The sequence below is a fragment of the Pseudomonas sp. H11T01 genome (assembly GCF_048515765.1).
Lineage (GTDB): Bacteria > Pseudomonadota > Gammaproteobacteria > Pseudomonadales > Pseudomonadaceae > Aquipseudomonas.
This window is the reverse complement of sequence record NZ_JBLYED010000028.1, coordinates 18,574-37,502: the sequence shown is the minus strand read 5'-3', so window position 1 is coordinate 37,502 and position 18,929 is coordinate 18,574. Positions and strand designations below refer to the sequence as shown.

The window sequence follows — 18,929 nt, the reverse complement described above, 5'->3', positions numbered from 1 at the left end:
CATCTGGCGCGCGGTGCGCAGCATGACCTAATTGGGTGCGTAACGGGAGCGTTAAACGGTATTACTTCAAGCTGCCCGATAGAAACTGCTGCAGACGTTCAGATTGCGGGTTGACCAGCACTTCACGCGGGTTGCCGCACTCTTCCACGATACCTTTGTGCAGGAACACCAACTGGTTCGACACTTCGCGAGCGAAGCCCATTTCGTGAGTCACCACGACCATGGTCCGGCCTTCCTGAGCCAAGGCTTGCATCACCTTGAGCACGTCGCCGACCAGTTCCGGGTCGAGTGCCGACGTCGGTTCGTCGAACAACATCACTTCCGGCTCCATCGCCAGCGCACGGGCAATCGCTACGCGCTGCTGCTCGCCGCCGGACATGTGACCCGGGTACGCATCCTTACGATGGGAGACGCCGACCTTGGCCAGGTAATGCTCAGCCTTTTCCCGGGCTTCTACCTTGGACATACCGAGTACGTGCACCGGCGCTTCCATGATGTTTTCCATCGCGGTCATGTGCGACCACAGATTGAAATGCTGGAATACCATCGACAGCCGCGAGCGCATGCGCTGCAGCTGTTTCGGGTCGGCAGCCTTCAGCGCGCCGTCCTTGTTCGGTACCAGCTTCAACTCTTCGTTGTTGAGCAGAATCTTGCCCGCGTGGGGCTGCTCGAGCAGGTTGATGCAGCGCAGGAAAGTACTTTTGCCGGAGCCACTGGAGCCGATGATGCTGATCACATCGCCAGCTTGAGCTGCCAGGGACACACCCTTGAGCACTTCGTGACTGCCATAGCGTTTATGCAGGTCTTGGACTTCAAGTTTGTACATGCGGTCGGTTCTCACAAAAACAGTCAGTCAGTCGTTGAGCAAGCGCCCGTGACGCAGCGCTTCGCGCCCCGCCACCTTGGCCAGCCAGAAACCAGGTTGGGCATAACGTAGCCGTTCTACGGCAAACAACACGCCGGACGTGCCAGCACACACGATGCTGACCCGGTCGGATAATGGATCAATCACTTCAAAAATCGGCTCGCCCGCTTCGACCCAGCTACCGGCCGGGCGCAGAAAGCTCACCACGCCAGGATGCGGCGCGAGCAACAACTCAGTGCCTTCGAACGGCATCGCCTCGCACGCTTCCTGCTGCGGGGCCGGCCACTCACCAGCAATCAAACCTTGCTCGGCGAGGAATGCCAGAATGCCTTCGGCGTGAGCCTCGGCTTGCGGGCGACCGGTATCGGCCTGACCACCCAATTCAAGGGTGGTCGCCAGGCAGGCCAGAGGAATCTGTGCCTGCGGGAACATCCGCGACAAGCGCAGCCACGGCAGCGAACAGGCTTCGTCAAAGGAGTTGCCGCCGGACTCTTCCGCCAACAGCCCGACGCGCACATTCAAATGCGCAGCCAACGAACGCCATTGCGGCCAGTGTTGCGGCAAGGCGTACATGTGCAGCGCGGCCTCGGCATCGCAATGCAGATCGAGCACCACATCCGCCGTGCAAGCATGGCTCAGCAGCACTCGCTGCATGCCTTGCAACGGGCTGGCCGCTGGCGGCAGTGCCGCCAGCGCATCAGTCATGGCCAGACGGATCAGCTTGATATTGGCGTGAGGATCATCCCCCAGGCACCCTTCCAGTTGCGCGGCCACCGGCTCGCTCAGCTCGAAAAAGTCCCGGTTGAAATTCTTGCCACTGCCAAACTCGAAACGCCCTTGATGACTGCCTTGCAGCAGTTGACCGAGGCCCAGCGGGTTCGCCACCGGCACCAGTTCGATCACACCGTTCAAGGCGCCCTGCGCTTCCAGCTCAGTCAGGCGCTTTTTCAGCTCCCAGGCAGTGCGCATCCCCGGCAGTTCATCAGCGTGCAGGCTGGCCTGGATATAGGCTTTGCGCTCGCCGCTGCCGAAGCGGAACACCGATACATGGCGTTCGCAGCCCAAGGGGCTCCACGGCAATGGATGATCGATACGTTCCATGATCAGGCCTTGCGCGGGGCCATGTAGCCCAACCAGCGGTGCTCAGCCATTTTGAACAGGCGCACCAGAATAAACGTCATGCACAGGTAGAACACGCCTGCGGTGATATAGGCTTCGAACGGCAAGTAGTACTGAGCGTTCACTGTGCGCGCGGCACCGGTGATGTCGATCAGGGTCACGATGGACGCCAGGCTGGTGGTCTGCAGCATCATGATCACTTCGTTGCTGTACTGCGGCAGCGCCCGGCGCAGGGCCGACGGCAGCAGGATGCGGCGATACAACTTGTAGCGCGACATGCCCATGGCCTTGGCCGCTTCGATCTCGCCGTTAGGTGTAGCGCGCAGGCTACCGGCGATGATTTCGGCGGTGTAAGCGCTGGTGTTGATGGCAAACGCCAGGCAAGCGCAGAACGTCGCGCTCGACAGCCACGGCCAAAGGAAGCTCTCACGCACCGCTTCGAATTGCGCCAGACCGTAGTAGATCAAAAACAGCTGCACCAGCATCGGCGTGCCGCGGATCACATAGGTGTAGAGCCAGGCAGCCATGTTCACGGCCGGCTGCTTGGAGACGCGCATCAAGCCCAACGGCAAGGCACACAGCAGACCGAACAGCAGCGACAGCGCGAGCAATTTCAGGGTGGTCAGCAAGCCGCCGAAGTACAGCGGCAGAGCCTCCCAAATGACGTTGTAGTCGAAGATCATAGATCAGCCGCCCTTACGCCTACTGAGTAGCGCTTCTCAAGGTGACGCAATGCCAGCAACGAGACACTGGTGATAACCAGGTACATCGCCGCCACTGCGAGGAAGAAGGTGAAAGGCTCACGGGTGGCATCTGCCGCCTGCTTGGCCTTGAACATCATGTCTTGCAGACCCACCACCGAAATCAGCGCGGTAGCCTTGGTCAACACCAGCCAGTTATTGGTGAAGCCCGGAATCGCCAGACGAATCATCTGCGGCACCAACACCCGGAAAAACACCTGAAAACTGTTCATGCCGTACGCCATGCCGGCTTCTGCCTGGCCCTTCGGAATCGCCATGAAGGCCCCACGGAAGGTTTCCGACAGGTACGCACCGAAGATGAAGCCCAGGGTGCCGATACCGGCGGCCAGCGGGTTCAAGTCAATGTAATCGTTGAAGCCGAGCAGCGGCGCAACGCGGTTGAGCAAATCCTGACCGCCGTAGAAAATCAGCAGGATCAGCACCAGATCGGGAATCCCGCGGATCACCGTGGAATACAGATCGCCCAGCCAGGCCAGCCAACGTACCGGCGACAGGCGCAATGCGACCCCGATCAGACCCAGAACGATAGCCAAGGCCATGGACGACAAGGCGAGCTGAAGCGTCAGCCCTGCGCCATCGAGGATGACAGCCCCGTAGCCTTTCAACATGATTCAGGTCCTCGAAAGTTGGGATGAAAAAATGGTGCAAACCTCAGAGATCCTGTTGCTTGCACCATTTCGGACTTACCGCTGCGACGTATTACTTGCCGTAAATGTCGAAGTCGAAGTACTTGTCCTGGACTTGCTTGTACTTGCCGTTCGCACGGATGGCAGCGATGGCAGCGTTGATCTTGTCCAGTTCAGCCTTGTCGCCTTTGCGTACTGCGATGCCGATGCCGTCACCGAAGTACTTCTCGTCGGTGAATGCCGGGCCAACAAAGGCATAACCTTTGCCAGAGTCGGTTTTCAGGAAGCCGTCATTCAACAGGGTAGCGTCTGCCACAGTGCCGTCGAGGCGACCGGCCGCCACGTCCAGGTAGATTTCGTTCTGCGAACCGTAAGGCTTGATTTCAGCACCCAGCGGAGCCAGGACTTCGCGAGCGAAACGCTCGTGGATCGAACCGCGCTGCACGCCGATGTTCTTGCCTTTGAGCTCGGTCAAGTTATCGCTGACCTGAGTGCCGGCCTTCATCACCAGGCGAGCCGGGGTGTTGTAGTACTTGTTGGTGAAGTCCACGGACTTCTTGCGATCTTCAGTGATCGACATGGACGACAGGATCGCGTCGATTTTGCGCACTTTGAGTGCCGGGATCAGACCGTCGAACTCTTGCTCGACCCATACGCACTTGACCTTCATCTCTTCGCACAGGGCGTTGCCGATGTCGTAGTCGAAACCCACGATGCTACCGTCTGGCGCTTTCGATGCGAATGGAGGGTAAGCCGCCTCGATACCAATTTTCAGAGGCTTTTCATCGGCGAATGTCGGCAAGGACAGCACGGACAGTGCTAGGGCGCCAAGAAGCACGAGTTTCTTCATCGTAGGACTCCATCGGTAAAGGGCGAAAACGGCAGAGTGAGCGACAGCCCAATATGCGGATGAATAGAACGGGGAAGCGGTGCTGCGTCTTCATGCTGAATTCAACACTGAATTCAACGTTAGCAACGACGAGCGAGTGATTGGCATTCTAACGACAGGCCCGAAGCCGATATTTCTTCAATGCGACAACAATTTACAGAAGCACTGAGAAAGCCGATCGAGCACATTGACAGCCCTGCAAGTTTATGCGAGAGCAAAAGACGTAAAACCAATCTATGCTGCAAATAGCGGGCCTATTATTCGCAAACCCTTCTATTCCGGCAAGCGCAGCGTTCTATCTTATTTTTCACGCGGGTTGAAGCGGCCTCAAAACGGGGCTTTACGTTTCGCTTTGCCCCGAAATAAATTGTGCGGTTACACATTTGGTTACTTGAAAGGCAGCAGGTAACAGTAGAAGGGTTCCTACAGCAAACCGATAAATATTGGGTCGAGCCCTACTCCACCGGCGCCTGACAAACCTATATCGCGAGCAAGCCCGCTCCCACATTGGATCTGCGTCGAGCTCAGATCTTGAGCACTACGATGATCCAATGTGGGAGCGGGCTTGCTCGCGATAGCAATAGACCAGCCAACCCAAACTTCAAATCGTTCAAAAACCCCGACCCGCAAAAAAGCCCCACCCGGCTCAACACCGGATGGGGCTCGATGACGCTGAACTCGCCTTACGCGGCGTTCATGGTCTTGTGGGTGTCGATCAAATGCTGCACCACACCTGGATCCGCCAGGGTGGAGATATCCCCCAGACCGTCATATTCCGCCGTGGCAATCTTGCGCAGGATACGGCGCATGATTTTCCCCGAACGGGTTTTCGGCAGGCCCGGCGCCCACTGGATGACATCCGGCGAGGCAATCGGACCGATCTCTTTACGCACCCAGTTCTTCAACTCCAGACGCAGCGCTTCGCTTGGCTCTTCGCCACCGTTGAGGGTGACGTAGACATAGATGCCCTGCCCTTTGATGTCGTGCGGCACACCGACCACCGCCGCTTCGGCGACTTTCGGGTGAGCGACCATCGCGCTTTCGATCTCGGCGGTCCCCATACGGTGACCGGAGACATTCAGCACGTCATCCACACGCCCGGTGATCCAGTAGTAACCGTCTTCATCGCGACGAGCGCCGTCGCCGGTGAAGTACATGCCACGGAAGGTCTTGAAGTAGGTGTCGACGAAGCGGTCATGATCGCCATACAGCGTGCGCGCCTGGCCTGGCCACGAATCAAGGATCACCAGATTGCCCTCAGCGACGCCTTCAATGATGTTGCCCAGGTTATCCACCAACGCAGGCACCACACCAAAGAATGGCCGCGCGGCAGAACCCGGCTTGAGCGCGTGAGCACCCGGCAGCGGACTCATCAGCGTGGCGCCAGTCTCGGTCTGCCACCAGGTATCGACGATCGGGCAGCGCGACTGACCGACGTTTTTGTAGTACCAGTCCCAGGCTTCCGGGTTGATCGGCTCACCGACCGAACCCAGCAGACGCAGGCTGCTGCCATCGGCGCCCTCAACAGCGGCTTTGCCCGAGGCCATCATCGCGCGGATCGCGGTCGGCGCGGTGTAAAGGATATTGACCTTGTGCTTGTCGACGATCTTCGCCACCCGGGTGATATCCGGATAGTTCGGCACGCCCTCGAACAGCAAAGTGGTCGCACCATTGGCCAGCGGGCCATAGACAATATAGGTGTGGCCGGTGACCCAGCCGACGTCGGCGGTGCACCAGTAGATTTCGCCCGGACGGTAGTCAAACACCCGCTCATGGGTCATCGCGGCGTACAGCAGATAACCTGCGGTGGTGTGCTGCACGCCCTTCGGCTTGCCGGTGGAACCGGAGGTATAAAGGATGAACAGCGCTTCTTCAGCGCCCATTTCTTTCGGCGCACACACGGTGCCCGCCACTTTCATCAAGTCTTCGTACCAGATGTCGCGATGCTGGTTCCACTTGATGTCGCCACCGGTGCGCTTGCACACGATGACCTTCTGAATGCTGCTGGTTTCCGGGTTGGTCAGCGCATCATCGACGTTGGACTTGAGCGGGATTTTCTTCCCGGCACGCAGACCTTCGTCAGCGGTGATCACCACTTTGGATTTGCAGTCGATGATCCGACCGGCCAGGGCTTCCGGCGAGAAACCACCGAACACCACCGAGTGAATCGCGCCAATCCGGGTGCACGCCAGCATGGCGACCACAGCTTCCGGAATCATCGGCATATAGATAGTCACCACGTCGCCGCGGTGCACATCCTGGCCGCGCAGGGCGTTGGCGAACTTGCAGACTTGTTCGTGCAGCTCGCGGTAGGTGATGTGGCGGCTTTCGGCCGGGTCATCGCCCTCCCAGATGATCGCCACCTGATCGCCGCGCTCGGCGAGGTGGCGGTCCAGGCAGTTATAGGAGACGTTCAGGGTGCCGTCGGCAAACCATTTGATATCGACATGGTGATCGTCGAAAGAGGTCTGCTTCACCGTGGTGAAAGGTTTGATCCAGTCGAGGCGCTTGGCTTGCTCGCGCCAGAAGCCGTCCGGGTTGACCACCGACTGCTGGTACATGGCCTTGTAGGTCGCCTCATCAGTCAGCGTAGTGGCCGCAACCTCGGGACGAACGGGATACAGAGAAGCCGCACTCATCTTTCTTACCTCGGTGACATAGTTGTTGTTGTATGCCCCAGTTGTAGCCGGGGCGGGCCTATAGAACCATTCGACGATGGTAGTAACAAGCCCCTACAAAATGCCGCGCTTACCCCTCAAGCCGCTCAATCCCGGTGCATGCAGCGGTTTCCACCCCGTGAAAAAAGGGGCGTTTCGACGTCTGCGAGGTCGTTTTTCAGGGGATTGTTACAAGATTTGCCAATAGTCTTTATCAAAAGCACGGCTATATGAATGACATTCCGACGCCTAAAATCAGCCTCGCCAACAACGGCAATGTGATTAACCCAGTTGCAGCCCCCACGAAGGCACGTTAATCCAGATCTTCTTTTTAAAGTTCCACACGCAACCTTAAAAGGGTTGCGTGATCCCTCACGACCCGAGAAAGGTAAAATTGAAATGAAAGCTTTACTCGTTCTAGCCCTCAGCAGCGTTTGCGCCACCGCCATGGCTGCCGAGAGTGCGACAGACGTTGCCGGCCAGCAAACACCGGTCGAGGAATACACTTACTCCACCCATCTGGACATCGCCAAAGTTGTATCGATGAGCGAAGTTCCGAATGTCTGCGAAGTTGTACCGGCCCGCATGGAATATGAAGACTCCAAAGGTCAACGGCATATTCTGCAATACAGCGTAATGGGCAATGGTTGCTCTAACGGTTAAACACCCTCGTTAGACCCAGACGCTCTTTACCACTGCCGGCCGCAAGAAATCACTCTTGCGGCAAAGATGCCCGGATGCACACCCGACCACGGGACTGTTGCACAGCATCGCCTAATGAAGTGCGACCACGGCACTCGCACTCAGCTGATTCATCACCGTTCGATCTACCGCACTGCGCAGCCTGTTGGCTGCAGAAGCAAGGAACGTCGAGCACATAACATCGATTTATTCGATTATTTTTAGCATATTTTTGCGCTTTTTAATCGAAATGGTCCGAGTAGTATGACCTTCACACCCACTGAACAAAACGAACAACACCGGAGCCACCCTCATGAAAACCAAACTGATCATCGCCCTGACCCTCTCCATCCTGGCCGCCAACACCTTCGCGGCTGATGGCAGCGACCACACCCTCGCCTCCGATGGCTACGATCACACCGGCTCTGCTGCCTTTGCTGCAGATGGCTTCGACCACACCGGTTCTGCCGCTGTCGCCGCTGACGGCTTCGATCACACCGGCTCCGCCGCTGTTGCTGCTGATGGCTTCGACCACACTGGTTCTGCCGCTGTCGCTGCTGATGGCTTCGACCACACTGGTTCTGCCGCTGTTGCCGCTGATGGCTTCGACCACACCGGCTCTGCTGCTGTTGCCGCTGATGGCTTCGACCACACTGGTTCTGCCGCTGTTGCTGCTGATGGCTTCGATCACACCGGTTCTGCCGCTGTTGCTGCTGATGGCTTCGACCACACCGGTTCTGCCGCTGTCGCTGCTGATGGTTCCGATCACACTGGCGCCAGCCACCTCAGCTAATAGCTGACCGCGACGTCACAGCCCGGCCTCGGCCGGGCTTAGTTGTTTCTGGAGGAACAAAAATCCCTGCAACTCACATACAACTTGTGGGAGCGGGCTTGCCCGCGAAGACCGCGCAGCGGTCAAATCTCAAAAACAATCCACCACCCGAACTGAACACAATTCCCTCACCCAGTCCCGCCAGAATCCCTACCGCTACCGCCGCAACGCCACTCCACCGCGTTGCCGGCACAACCCAATGACCTCCCCTCCCCCAATACCCAAAAAACTCATAACCCCAAGCAAAAAAAAATCTTCTGCGGTCAAAGCCCTATAAACCCTTGCTCCGCCTTAAAAAGCCCCTCGACGGCCGATCCCTATGCCACTTCGTCGCACCACAGACGCAAAAAAACACCTATAATGCCGCGGTAAATCGGGCCTGCAACATCCCCTTACAGCAGGGGAAAGCAACGCTGAGGCCACCGCAGGAGCAGACAACATCATCTCCGCCCCTCAGCGACTTCAGGACACCCGTACACATTTCTGTTTTTTGCCTGCGTACTGCTGCAACTAACGATTCCTTTAGATCCAACGCGGCCAGCAGGCCGTGTGAAACGCCAACCATAGTGTTTTTCACACGGGCAATCTGGCCCTCACGCAGGAGACGACACGTCATGCTGAGCTGGGACGAATTCGACAAAGAAGACGACGAAGTAGCGGTCAAGGGCGCCAACGCCGGCCACGCTTCTGAAGCCAACATGGACCGCCTCGACACCGCTGGCGGTGCCGCAGCTCAAGAAGCTCGCGCCGTCACCGCCACCGACTCCGCCGCGATCATCCGCGCCAAGGCCGCTCTCGATAACCTCGACATCGCCGAAGGCCTGGCCGAGCTCGAAGGCGCTTCCGCCCGTGTTGCCGTCGACGAAAAGCGCATGATCAACTGCCGCGCCGACCTGAACCAACTCGTCCCGTTCAAATACGACTGGGCCTGGCAGAAGTACCTGGACGGCTGCGCAAACCACTGGATGCCGCAAGAAGTCAACATGACCGCCGACATCGCCCTCTGGAAAGACCCGGAAGGCCTGACCGACGACGAGCGCCGCATCGTGATGCGCAACCTCGGCTTCTTCTCCACCGCCGACTCCCTGGTTGCCAACAACCTGGTGCTGGCCGTGTACCGCCTGATCACCAACCCGGAATGCCGCCAGTACATCCTGCGCCAGGCGTTCGAAGAGGCGATCCACACCCACGCCTACCAGTACTGCATCGAATCGTTGGCCATGGATGAAGGCGAGATCTTCAACATGTACCACGAGATCCCATCGGTCGCGAAAAAAGCCACCTGGGGCCTGAAATACACCCGTTCGATCTCCGATCCGAAGTTCGAAACCGGCACCGTCGACACCGACAAAGAACTACTGCGCAACCTGATCGCCTACTACTGCGTTCTGGAAGGCATCTTCTTCTACTGCGGCTTCACCCAAATCCTCTCCATGGGCCGCCGCAACAAAATGACCGGCGTCGCCGAGCAGTTCCAGTACATCCTGCGCGACGAATCCATGCACCTGAACTTCGGCATCGACGTGATCAACCAGATCAAAATCGAAAACCCGCATTTGTGGGATGCTGAAATGAAGGAAGAGGCTTCGCAGATGATCCTGCAGGGCACTCAGCTGGAAATCGAATACGCCCGTGACACCATGCCGCGCGGCGTACTGGGCATGAACGCCGCGATGATGGAGGACTACCTCAAATTCATCGCCAACCGTCGCCTGAGCCAGATTGGTTTGAAAGAAGAGTACCCAGGGACGACTAACCCGTTCCCGTGGATGAGCGAGATTATGGACTTGAAGAAAGAGAAGAACTTCTTCGAGACTCGGGTTATTGAGTATCAGACTGGTGGGGCGTTGAGCTGGGATTGATTCCTGGAGCTCGCACCAAAAAGGGAGCTACCGCAAGGCAGCTCCCTTTTTATTTATGCAAAGCAACAATATTTGACTAGAACACTCTTATAACTTTCAACCATCCACATGAAATTCATGCTGAGTTCGGACCACTCTTCCTGTTAATGGCTCACACGCCTCAAATGACTCATCACTAAAAATCACAAAATTTTTCCCCGAACCAAATGAGCTTTTAAAAATAATCCCTTGGTATCCAGAAAAAGATTTCACAAACTCACAAATATACTGGGTCGGAATATATTCCAAATGCGACTTTTCGGGCAAAACAGGCTTCGACAATTCAAATGAAAACCGCTCTAACAACTCAAGAAAACAAAGTACATCTTCTGTCTGATTTTCTTCAAACGCTACAGAGGAGGACTCTGAACGCGGATTAGTCAAATCCAACAATTTCAAGTCGCACCCCAAAACAAACTCAGAAATATAAACTGTACTGGCATTACTCGGTCTTACTTCAGCAATACAAGTATCTCTATTTTCTGCAAGATACAAGTAAGGGATACCTACTGGATTTGCTCTTCCACCTGAGGCTATGGTCTTGCCCGGCATTCCCATTTGGCTTTTATTAAGTGGCTGGTCTGAGACTCGCGCCCTAAAAAGGCGTACACCAGCCTCTAAACTATAGGAAAGCTGAGCTAGCAAGCCTGAAAAAACACCAAATTCCGGGCTTGCGCCTGCTGGGGTAAGTATCTTAGATATCACCGTATTTCTTGGAAAAAATCTATTTTCGTGCTTCAACTCTTCCTTGAACTCTTCCCACTGCATCGAGTACCTTGACGTATCGAACTTAAATCTGTACTTCCCACTTGCAATCTCATCACCAAAAATACCAAGAACCAACTCACTCGCACGATCCCCGACCGAGTCACTCAATAACCCAAAGTCTTTAATAAGGATAGAGTCAAGACTTCTTCCATCCGCAGCCAACTCCAGACTGTACATAACAACTTCTAACCTTGAGGAAAGAACCTCAGGCACTACGCATGGAACTCTATTCGAACCACAGAATGAACAGTTACCTAGTTCACTACCAGAAAGAACCTCGACTATCAGAGCCGAGTCAGAAAAGCAATTGATGCAGCACCTAGCCATATCAAAGCTCTCCAACATAACTGCATGTGGTTTCGATATGATGTTTAACTGATACTTTTTTTACAAAGCCAAGTCCGGGAAAGTGACCTGACGCGGACAAGCCTATAAATTCAGCCAAACCAGAAGTTGCGGTAATTTTTCCCGGATTATCTCTTACAAAGGCGATAAGCTTATTTAATGCATCTTTGAATTTACCACCGGGGTTGGCGGGAGACCTATCATCATAGGAAGAAAAATGCCTCACATGCATGGAATCGAACTCTGCTCGATTTATATATGACAAGTGAATAGTGACGACATAGGCCGGGCCGCCCGACTCAGAATACTCCTCACTTAGTATTGTGAAATCACCAAACCCTACAACATTTTCCCGTGTTTTATATTCTGAGTGAAGCCCGGGAAAATAGGAATACTCCTCATAATCAGAGTTCTTCGACTGTTTATCAAAAAAATCGCCATAAACTACTTTATTACTAAGGCGTTCAAATGCAACCTTATTCAGTTTTTGCTCATTGACAAGCGTGCAGACTGAGCTATTTACAACATCAATTAATGGCTGATCAACCCCATTCTCGAGATAGACCGCTGCTGTTCCGCTAAATGTCTTAAATAGCTCAATAGCATTAGCATCCGTTGGCCCCTTAATTTTCACACAAGGAACGTACATACCATCGACACTTTCAAGATTCCCACTAACGTTATGATGGCCGCCTAAAAAATCTCCGAGACTTGGATTCACAACAACCAAAGGCAATATACCTTTACTAGCCAGCTGTTTTATCGTCCTTTCCAACGGAGCAATGCTCGCCCTAACAGGCTCTATGACCGGCTTCAGAACATTTGCCGCAACAAGTTCCGACAATTCACGAAGGGCAATGAGTTCATTCTGCTTACCTCTTAGTATTGGATAATACATTTAAATCCCTTTTAAATGGGTGAGTTTAATATACGAAGTAGGTTCTTTCTTTTTGCGTGAGACATTTTGAGACGCAATCCAGCCATTAAAAGCTGACTTGGCAGCTCAAGCGAAAACTCTTTATCAGCTCGCCGAGTCTTTTTTAAAGTACTACAAAAAGCGGACCTTAATAAATCATTGTCGGCTTGAAAGAAAACCGACTCACACCAATGAAAAATTTCGGTATTTACAAGATCCGGAGCGACGCCTGAAAGCATTGATGCAATTTCAATATATTCATTTTTTCGAAGCGATCTAATCAAAACCCCAGGGTCGATTTTATTTTTATTTTGTGTAGCAACTCTAACCTCAGACAAAGTATTCCGACCGGTCAAAACAATTAACCCGACACTTTCATCAACATTATCAACAACAAATTTCTTATGCCCTTCAGCGACCACCACATAGATCTTATCAAAAATCTTCTTATAAGATTTTAGCTGATCATTCAGACGAGAAAAATTATCTAACTCTGATTTAATTTCATAACAGGTACTGCTACCGTTCAAAATTACACAATCAGCCTTGCTATTTTCAACTCTAAACTCAGAGAGCAATGTTGCCGTAGACAACTTATGCTTACCCAACACAATCTTATTAGCAACTACATTCTTAAAAAAATACTCAGACCTATAATTTTTACTTAGATCTTTATAACAGGCCTCGAACACATCGACTGGTGTAAAAGCACTAGGGAGAACTTCCGAATAAAACGACGAAGCCCCCTCGATTTGAGAAATATCCCCACTAGCAAGATTCTCGATACATTTACTCGAAAAAATCTTACTTAGTTCTCTGAAATTTTTCATTTTACTACTATTGCTCTTCTGAACGTTTGAGCGTTCTAATTTTCAAATCAAATAAAGGAGTTATCATGCGAGAAACCCGGCTAAAGGTCTAAAACGATGAAACTACAGCAATCCGTATAGCGACCACAAGCACATAGGTTCCAAGGCGTCATACAGAATGTATTTTTCATCTGTATGGGCTATCCGTCTGACGTAGAACGCCAAATCCTCCTGCTTGACCATCAGAGTCATTCCTCCTAACCTCGCTACCCGGTGCCTAAGAAACACCTCACACAGCGGACTGACCGCACCCGACAGAAGCGGCTTTTTTGTGCCTACGGTATCCCCGTGCGCATCAAAAGATCTCTGTTATGCCGGGAGTGGACGAATACAAGACCCGCAAGGGGAATATGTCCGGCCTGCTGTGTGGGGTTTCTTAACTCCCGGCACCCAGCCCTAAGAAAGCTGAAATCACACAGAGGTAAAGGATATGCCTAAAAATCTCACCTTCCCCGCGAAGGTAATTCGCTGCACCAGCACCAAATCACATGCGCTTCCGCCTCAGGAGGCCCGCCATGTCTGAGCCCTTCACCCCCACTGTCTTCACCCGCCACAACCTCCACCTTCACGCCCTACTCCTCGAAAACCAGCCATGGTTCTGTGCCCGCGATCTAGGTCGGCTGATGGGTGTGTATCTAAACGAACGCATGGTCAGCAAGCTCGACGAGGATCAACGGCAAACGCTGACGATTTGTTTCCACGGTCAGTCGGAAAGAATGCTGATGCTCAGTGAGTCCGGCGTGTACGCGCTGCTGGTGTATCACTACGCGCCGGGGCATCGGTTGTTGCGGGAATGGTTGACCCATCAGGTGGTGCCGACATTGCGTGATGCGCGGCAATCGCGAACAGCAGATCGGCCGATGTTGAGTTTGTTGGATTGGCCGGAGATGTCGTTGAGTCTGTTGCATTGGCAGGATGAGGGCTGGATTCGGTTGCGAGACATGCCTTATTTGCTGCTCAACCGGACGCGGCGGCGGGTGCCGGTGGTTAAGCCTTGGTGGCGGAAATTAGCGGAGTTGTTTCAGTCGTCTAAGCATTCTGTGGGTTAGAGCAGCGATGCCTTCTTAGGAGCAGCTGAGAGTAAATTCTGTCTTAGCTGTAGGAAATTTCGTAGACGCCGTAATGGCCACTCAGTATCGTCCGAGGGTTCCCAACCCTCGGCGATTGTATGGATACTGGAAAGAGCAACAGCGACTGGAGCGACTCGGAGATACAGGCTGCGGTCGACGCCTATCTGAGCATGCTGACACGCGAACAGAACGGTCAGAAGGTCAATAAGGCCCATGAGAATCGCGTCCTACGCGAGGGCGCCTTATCGGGTCGCACCAAAGGTTCGGTTGAGTTTCGGATGCAGAACATCTCCACCGTGTTGGTGCAAATGGACCGTGATCGCATTGAGGGATACAAACCAGCCAAAAATGTCGGCGCGAATGTTGGACGCAGTATTCGCGAAGCGCTTAACGCTCAAAACACTTTGACGCCTGACGACTTTGCCCCAACGGCTGATGAGGCAACCCTAGAGCGCCGCGCCGCCAAACTTGAGAAGCAACCACTTAAGGGTGAGCCGAAGGGAATATTGAAACCACTGCAAGCCCCCACCACCGGCAACTCTTATGTACGTGATCCTGAGGTGAGAGCCTGGGTACGCAAAGAGGCTAACGGTATCTGCGAGGGCTGCGGCCAACGGGCTCCGTTTGAAAAGGATGGCAGACCGTTTCTTGAGGTCCATCACGTTAAGCATTTGGCTCAGGAAGGTTCGGATCGTCCAAGCAATGCTGTGGCGCTTTGCCCGAACTGTCATCGGCGTTGTCACCACTCAAGCGATAAAGATGATTTCACCTTGTCGCTTTATACGAAGGTGAAGCGATTGAAGCGCGAGTGATAGTCGTTTGTTGCTCGACCTCATTTCACCTGTTGAGGTTGCTGCTGACAGGGAGATCGCCTTCGCGAGCAAGCCCGCTCCCACATTAGAATTTTCAGTGGACATATTATTTGTGTACGACTGCGATCCAGTGTGGGAGCGGGCTTGCTCGCGAAGGCGGCGACTCGGTCTCTGAGGAAGGCAAGACAGCCACTCCCACATTGAATGGGGCCGCAGGATCATCCTGCGGCCCTTTTCTTTGGCCGTAACAAGGGCTACGAGGTCACCCCCCAACCCCACTAATCCGCCACGGACACACCGCCTCCCTCACCCCACTCGGCCCAACAATCTCCGGCGTCTGCCCCAGTGACCTCGCACTCAGCACACTCCCCACCCGCGCTATCAACTGATCAAAGCCCAAGCTCGCATCGTCCTGATGAAGTTTGCGCAGTTGTTCCACCAGGGCGTAGGTGAAGGCGCCGTAGCTGTTGGAGCCGACTTGGTATTCGCTGGCTTTTTCGTTTTCTCTGGCGGCGTAGAGCATCAGGGGCATGTAGGGGCCGTGGTGGCCGTAGAGTTTGCCTTGGCGCAGGAATTGGGCTTTTTTGTCGGGGCGCAGGGCGGTGGCGGCGCCTTGGGTGCTGCGGGTGCGGGTGAGTAGGCGGGATTTGCTGTCGTGTGCGCTGAAGTCGCGGCCGTCGCTGTCGGCAGCATACACCCGGCGGTCCCAGTCGCCGGCGTAGGGGTCCCAGCGCAGCATGCGGTGGCGAATGTCGCTGGGCGGGGTGATGCCGCGCACGCGGCCGGTGCCGCGGGTCATGCCGCCGGCGTAGCAGCAGTCGAACATGACCGTCAGTTTGGCGCCGTGGCCGTCCGGGTCGAACGGCAGGTGGCTGTAGAACTGACGGAACAGTTTGTCGGTGAAGTGGGTGTTTTCGTCGTCCCAGTCGAAGTCGTAGAGCACCAGGGTTTCGTCCATGCGGTCGGCTTCGCCACTGCTGCTGTAGGTCGGCAGTTGGGTGCCGTGGCCGGAATAGAACAGCACTCGCTCGTCTCCGGCGTGGGCGCCTTCCACCAGCCATTCGAGGCGCTCGACGAAGTTCGCCCGCGTCGCTCGGGCGTCGTGCAGCAAACGAATGTCGCCGGCGTCGTAGCCGCTTTCCTGGAGCATGCGGCTGATCAGGTAGGTGTCGTTGATGCAGCCGTCGAGGCGTGCGCTCGGGTCGGGGTAGTCGTTGATGCCGACCACCAAGGCGCGACGTTTGCGTTGGCCGCTGCGGGACAGGAACGCCGGCACTTCCAGAATGCGAGCCGCTACCACGTCGCGGGCCAGTTGTGGCCATAGGCTGGTCTGGCTTGTAGGGGCTGACAAATAGGCCTGGGCTGCATGGTTGAGGTCGAGCAGGTCATCACGCAGCGGCACGCTGAACTCGGTTTGCAGGTCGATGCGCGCCGAGTCCGGTGAGGTGATCGGCCGGGCCAGCAAGCCGTCGTTGGGGTTATAGAGGTGGAACCAACGGCGGATGCCTCGACCGTTTTCGCTCAAGCGCATGACCCGCCCGCCCCACACTTCGCGCATCACCAGCGGCAGCGCAATGGGCGAGCCGAAGCTGACGAACACCCGGCCGTCGATGCGCTTGAGCGCCGAGCCTTTCTTGGCCACCGAGCGGCGCAAGGCGTCGTAACCGATCAGGCTGCCCAGCCCTTGGGCGAAGATAATCTGCGGGTCGAACGCCTCGATCTTCGCCAACAGGTGCTGGGTCAGTGCGGTGCGCAAGTCGGCGTCTTCGATCCACTGCACGATGGCGCCGACGGTGGTGCGCAGCATCTGATTGACCGGCAGGCCCCAACTGCCGAAGGTCTCGTCGGCCTTGCCACTGGCGTCTGCCCGCAACATCGCCAGGCCTCGGGTGATCTGGGCGAAGTCCGGCCCCTCCTTGAGCTGATCATCAAAGGGTAGAAAATCAATGTCTTGGTCATCGATGACGCGACCGTTTTGCGCCAGTTGGCTGCGGATCAGCGTGCGCCATTGTTCCTGCCAGTTCGCGTCGGTGCAGCCCTGCCCGCTGGCGGCCTGCGTGAATCCCACACCGGGCAGGCAGAGGACTCGCAGTCGCGCGGGCGCAACACCCGGACCTGGCCCGGCCTGCAAGGCTTTGCTGACAGGCTGCGCAGCGGCTGGAGCGGGGGCGGGTTGGCTGTACGCGGTGACCATCAGGTCTTGCAGACGCCGCAGTTTCGCCTCCAGGTTGTCCGCACTCGGCGCGGCGGACGTGAGGGCGGCCTGGCCGGGATCAACCAGTGCGCGGGTGCGGTTGTCGAGGAAACTGCTGACGCCCTGAGCGCTGTTCTTCCAGATCTGCTCCGGATCAAGACCGTCGAGGTAACCCGTGGCGCTGTCCACCACCTGCCGGCTGAGGGTCGCAAGCTCAGACTCGATCAATGGCAGCCCTGCGCGGCTTGGCACTGCGGTGGGTGCCAATTGCAGCGCAGGGGTTACGCCGGCGGCAGCGCGCCAGATCGGCGCATTGCCGAAGTGCTGGGCCGCCACCACCCTCGGGCCGAGGGCGCTGCGCGGCAATTTGAAATGATCGCAAAGAAAGGCCAGCAGACTGGTGTGATCGTAGTGCTGCGCCTGGATGCCGTCGTTCCACGGGATCAGACCCGGCTTGAGCCATGGCGAGGCCAGGATCGCCGGTACACGGATACCGAGTCGAGTGAAGGGCTTTGGCCAATCGACATCGGACTTCGCATCAGGCGAAACACAGGTCGGTGGCACCACATGGTCATGGAAGCCGCCGTGCTCGTCGTACAGCAGCACAAACAGCGTCTTGTTCCACAGGTCCGTGTTGGCCGACAAGGCATTGAACACCTCGCCGACAAACTGATCGCCAAAGCGCAGGTCTTCCGGTGGATGATGCGACACGTTGGGCCCGAGCTTGCCGTTGAGCAGGCCATAGCTAGGCTCGATCCAGGAGAGTTCGGGGAGTTTGTTACCGGCGACATCCGACTTGAAGTCGTCGATGCTCAGATGCTGCAAACCGCCCTTGACCAGCGCCGCCAACGGGATGGCACCGTCGGAATAAATGCGCACATCGTGGCCCTTGTCCCGCAGCAGCGAAAAAATACTGTCGCCGCCAAACTGCGCAATCAGGCTTTTGATACCGGCCAGCACGGTACCCGTGGACGGCATCAGCACGTGACCATTGCAACTGCCGAGCATGGCAAAAAACCGGTTCGGCCAGGTCGGGCCCGGCACCGACGCAAACCAGCGGTCGCACACGGTGAAGTTGCGCGCCAACCCCTGGATCGCCGGCAGCGGATCGGTGGCCGGCGTGGCGCCAAACGGGATGTAGTTCATCGCCCGCTGGGCCATGGATTGCGACCAGGTTTTGTACACCTTCAGGTCCGTGCGGGCCTTGTCGTAGGCGTCCTGCGCAAAGCCATCGAGCTTGGGTGCGGTCAGGCTGGTCTTGAGTGTCACGTCCAGTTGTTTCACCACATCGACGAACTCATGGCCAAGGTCGAAACCTTCGCTGTCCTTCGCAGGTGTTGCCGGTGGCGAGGGTGCGGGCGGCGCCCACAGGGCGAAGTAGTCCGCAGACTCCGGCGCTTGGGTGATCACGATCGAACCGCCACTGGCCAGCGTCAGCGGATTGGTGCTGGGCGCGTTGCGGTCAATACCCTCGCACGCAGTATTGATGCTTTTGTAATCACCCAGCAGATGATCGAAGGAACGGTTTTCCATCATCAGCACGACGACGTGCTCAATCTCGGCGGGCCAGTTGTTCGGCATGTTGCGCTCCCTGAAGTGAATTCCCTGATTTCGATGTCTCTGG

The 18,929-nt window shown here is 55.8% G+C and carries 15 protein-coding genes; 4 read left to right on the top strand and 11 right to left on the bottom strand.

Annotated features, from left to right (window positions below; genetic code table 11):
- Positions 1–61: 61 nt before the first annotated feature.
- From ACN1C3_RS27405 to acs, 6 genes are all read right to left on the bottom strand, one after another.
- Positions 62–826, bottom strand: coding sequence for an ABC transporter ATP-binding protein (locus ACN1C3_RS27405; RefSeq protein WP_419118863.1), 765 nt, complete (start codon positions 824–826; stop codon positions 62–64).
- 27 nt (positions 827–853) lie between these two features.
- A complete protein-coding gene (locus tag ACN1C3_RS27400; protein ID WP_419118862.1) occupies positions 854–1,966 on the bottom strand; it encodes a succinylglutamate desuccinylase/aspartoacylase family protein in 1,113 nt (370 codons plus the stop codon).
- A 2-nt stretch (positions 1,967–1,968) separates the two neighbouring features.
- Positions 1,969–2,667, bottom strand: a complete 699-nt coding sequence (locus tag ACN1C3_RS27395; RefSeq protein WP_419118861.1) for an ABC transporter permease — start codon at positions 2,665–2,667, stop codon at positions 1,969–1,971.
- On the bottom strand, positions 2,664–3,353 hold the full coding sequence (locus tag ACN1C3_RS27390; RefSeq protein WP_419118860.1) for an ABC transporter permease: 690 nt from the start codon (positions 3,351–3,353) through the stop codon (positions 2,664–2,666). The genes ACN1C3_RS27395 and ACN1C3_RS27390 overlap by 4 nt, the downstream gene beginning before the upstream one ends.
- 91 nt (positions 3,354–3,444) lie before the next feature.
- A complete protein-coding gene (locus ACN1C3_RS27385) occupies positions 3,445–4,221 on the bottom strand; it encodes an ABC transporter substrate-binding protein (protein ID WP_419118859.1) in 777 nt (258 codons plus the stop codon).
- 722 nt (positions 4,222–4,943) lie between these two features.
- On the bottom strand, positions 4,944–6,899 hold the full coding sequence (gene acs, locus ACN1C3_RS27380; protein ID WP_419118858.1) for an acetate--CoA ligase: 1,956 nt from the start codon (positions 6,897–6,899) through the stop codon (positions 4,944–4,946).
- A 417-nt stretch (positions 6,900–7,316) separates the two neighbouring features.
- Here acs and ACN1C3_RS27375 point away from each other — a divergent pair, with 417 nt between their 5' ends.
- Complete coding sequence (locus tag ACN1C3_RS27375) at positions 7,317–7,580, top strand: DUF2790 domain-containing protein (protein WP_419118857.1); 264 nt, start codon at positions 7,317–7,319, stop codon at positions 7,578–7,580.
- A gap of 289 nt (positions 7,581–7,869) precedes the next feature.
- Here the strand turns inward: ACN1C3_RS27375 and ACN1C3_RS27370 are convergent, their stop codons facing one another.
- Entirely contained in the window at positions 7,870–8,367 is a 498-nt protein-coding gene (locus ACN1C3_RS27370) for a hypothetical protein (protein WP_419118856.1), read from the bottom strand.
- Between the two features lie 677 nt (positions 8,368–9,044).
- On the opposite strand from ACN1C3_RS27370, the gene ACN1C3_RS27365 reads away from it, so the two are divergent.
- Positions 9,045–10,292: a ribonucleotide-diphosphate reductase subunit beta gene (locus tag ACN1C3_RS27365; RefSeq protein ID WP_419118855.1), complete on the top strand. Its 1,248-nt coding sequence runs from the start codon at positions 9,045–9,047 to the stop codon at positions 10,290–10,292.
- A 96-nt stretch (positions 10,293–10,388) separates the two neighbouring features.
- Here ACN1C3_RS27365 and ACN1C3_RS27360 read toward each other — a convergent pair whose 3' ends face one another.
- From ACN1C3_RS27360 to ACN1C3_RS27350, 3 genes are all read right to left on the bottom strand, one after another.
- Complete coding sequence (locus ACN1C3_RS27360; RefSeq protein WP_419118854.1) at positions 10,389–11,276, bottom strand: RES domain-containing protein; 888 nt, start codon at positions 11,274–11,276, stop codon at positions 10,389–10,391.
- Positions 11,277–11,427: 151 nt separating this feature from the next.
- Positions 11,428–12,342, bottom strand: a complete 915-nt coding sequence (locus ACN1C3_RS27355) for a sce7725 family protein (protein ID WP_419118853.1) — start codon at positions 12,340–12,342, stop codon at positions 11,428–11,430.
- Between the two features lie 11 nt (positions 12,343–12,353).
- On the bottom strand, positions 12,354–13,190 hold the full coding sequence (locus tag ACN1C3_RS27350; RefSeq protein ID WP_419118852.1) for a sce7726 family protein: 837 nt from the start codon (positions 13,188–13,190) through the stop codon (positions 12,354–12,356).
- Positions 13,191–13,744: 554 nt separating this feature from the next.
- Here ACN1C3_RS27350 and ACN1C3_RS27345 point away from each other — a divergent pair.
- Together ACN1C3_RS27345 and ACN1C3_RS27340 are read left to right on the top strand one after the other, a co-directional pair.
- Positions 13,745–14,278, top strand: coding sequence for a Bro-N domain-containing protein (locus ACN1C3_RS27345; RefSeq protein ID WP_419118851.1), 534 nt, complete (start codon positions 13,745–13,747; stop codon positions 14,276–14,278).
- Between the two features lie 119 nt (positions 14,279–14,397).
- Positions 14,398–15,111: an HNH endonuclease gene (locus ACN1C3_RS27340; RefSeq protein WP_419118850.1), complete on the top strand. Its 714-nt coding sequence runs from the start codon at positions 14,398–14,400 to the stop codon at positions 15,109–15,111.
- 262 nt (positions 15,112–15,373) lie between these two features.
- Here the strand turns inward: ACN1C3_RS27340 and ACN1C3_RS27335 are convergent, their stop codons facing one another.
- Positions 15,374–18,886 (bottom strand): alkaline phosphatase family protein, encoded by a 3,513-nt coding sequence (locus ACN1C3_RS27335; RefSeq protein ID WP_419118849.1) that lies wholly within the window; start codon positions 18,884–18,886, stop codon positions 15,374–15,376.
- Positions 18,887–18,929: the final 43 nt, after the last annotated feature.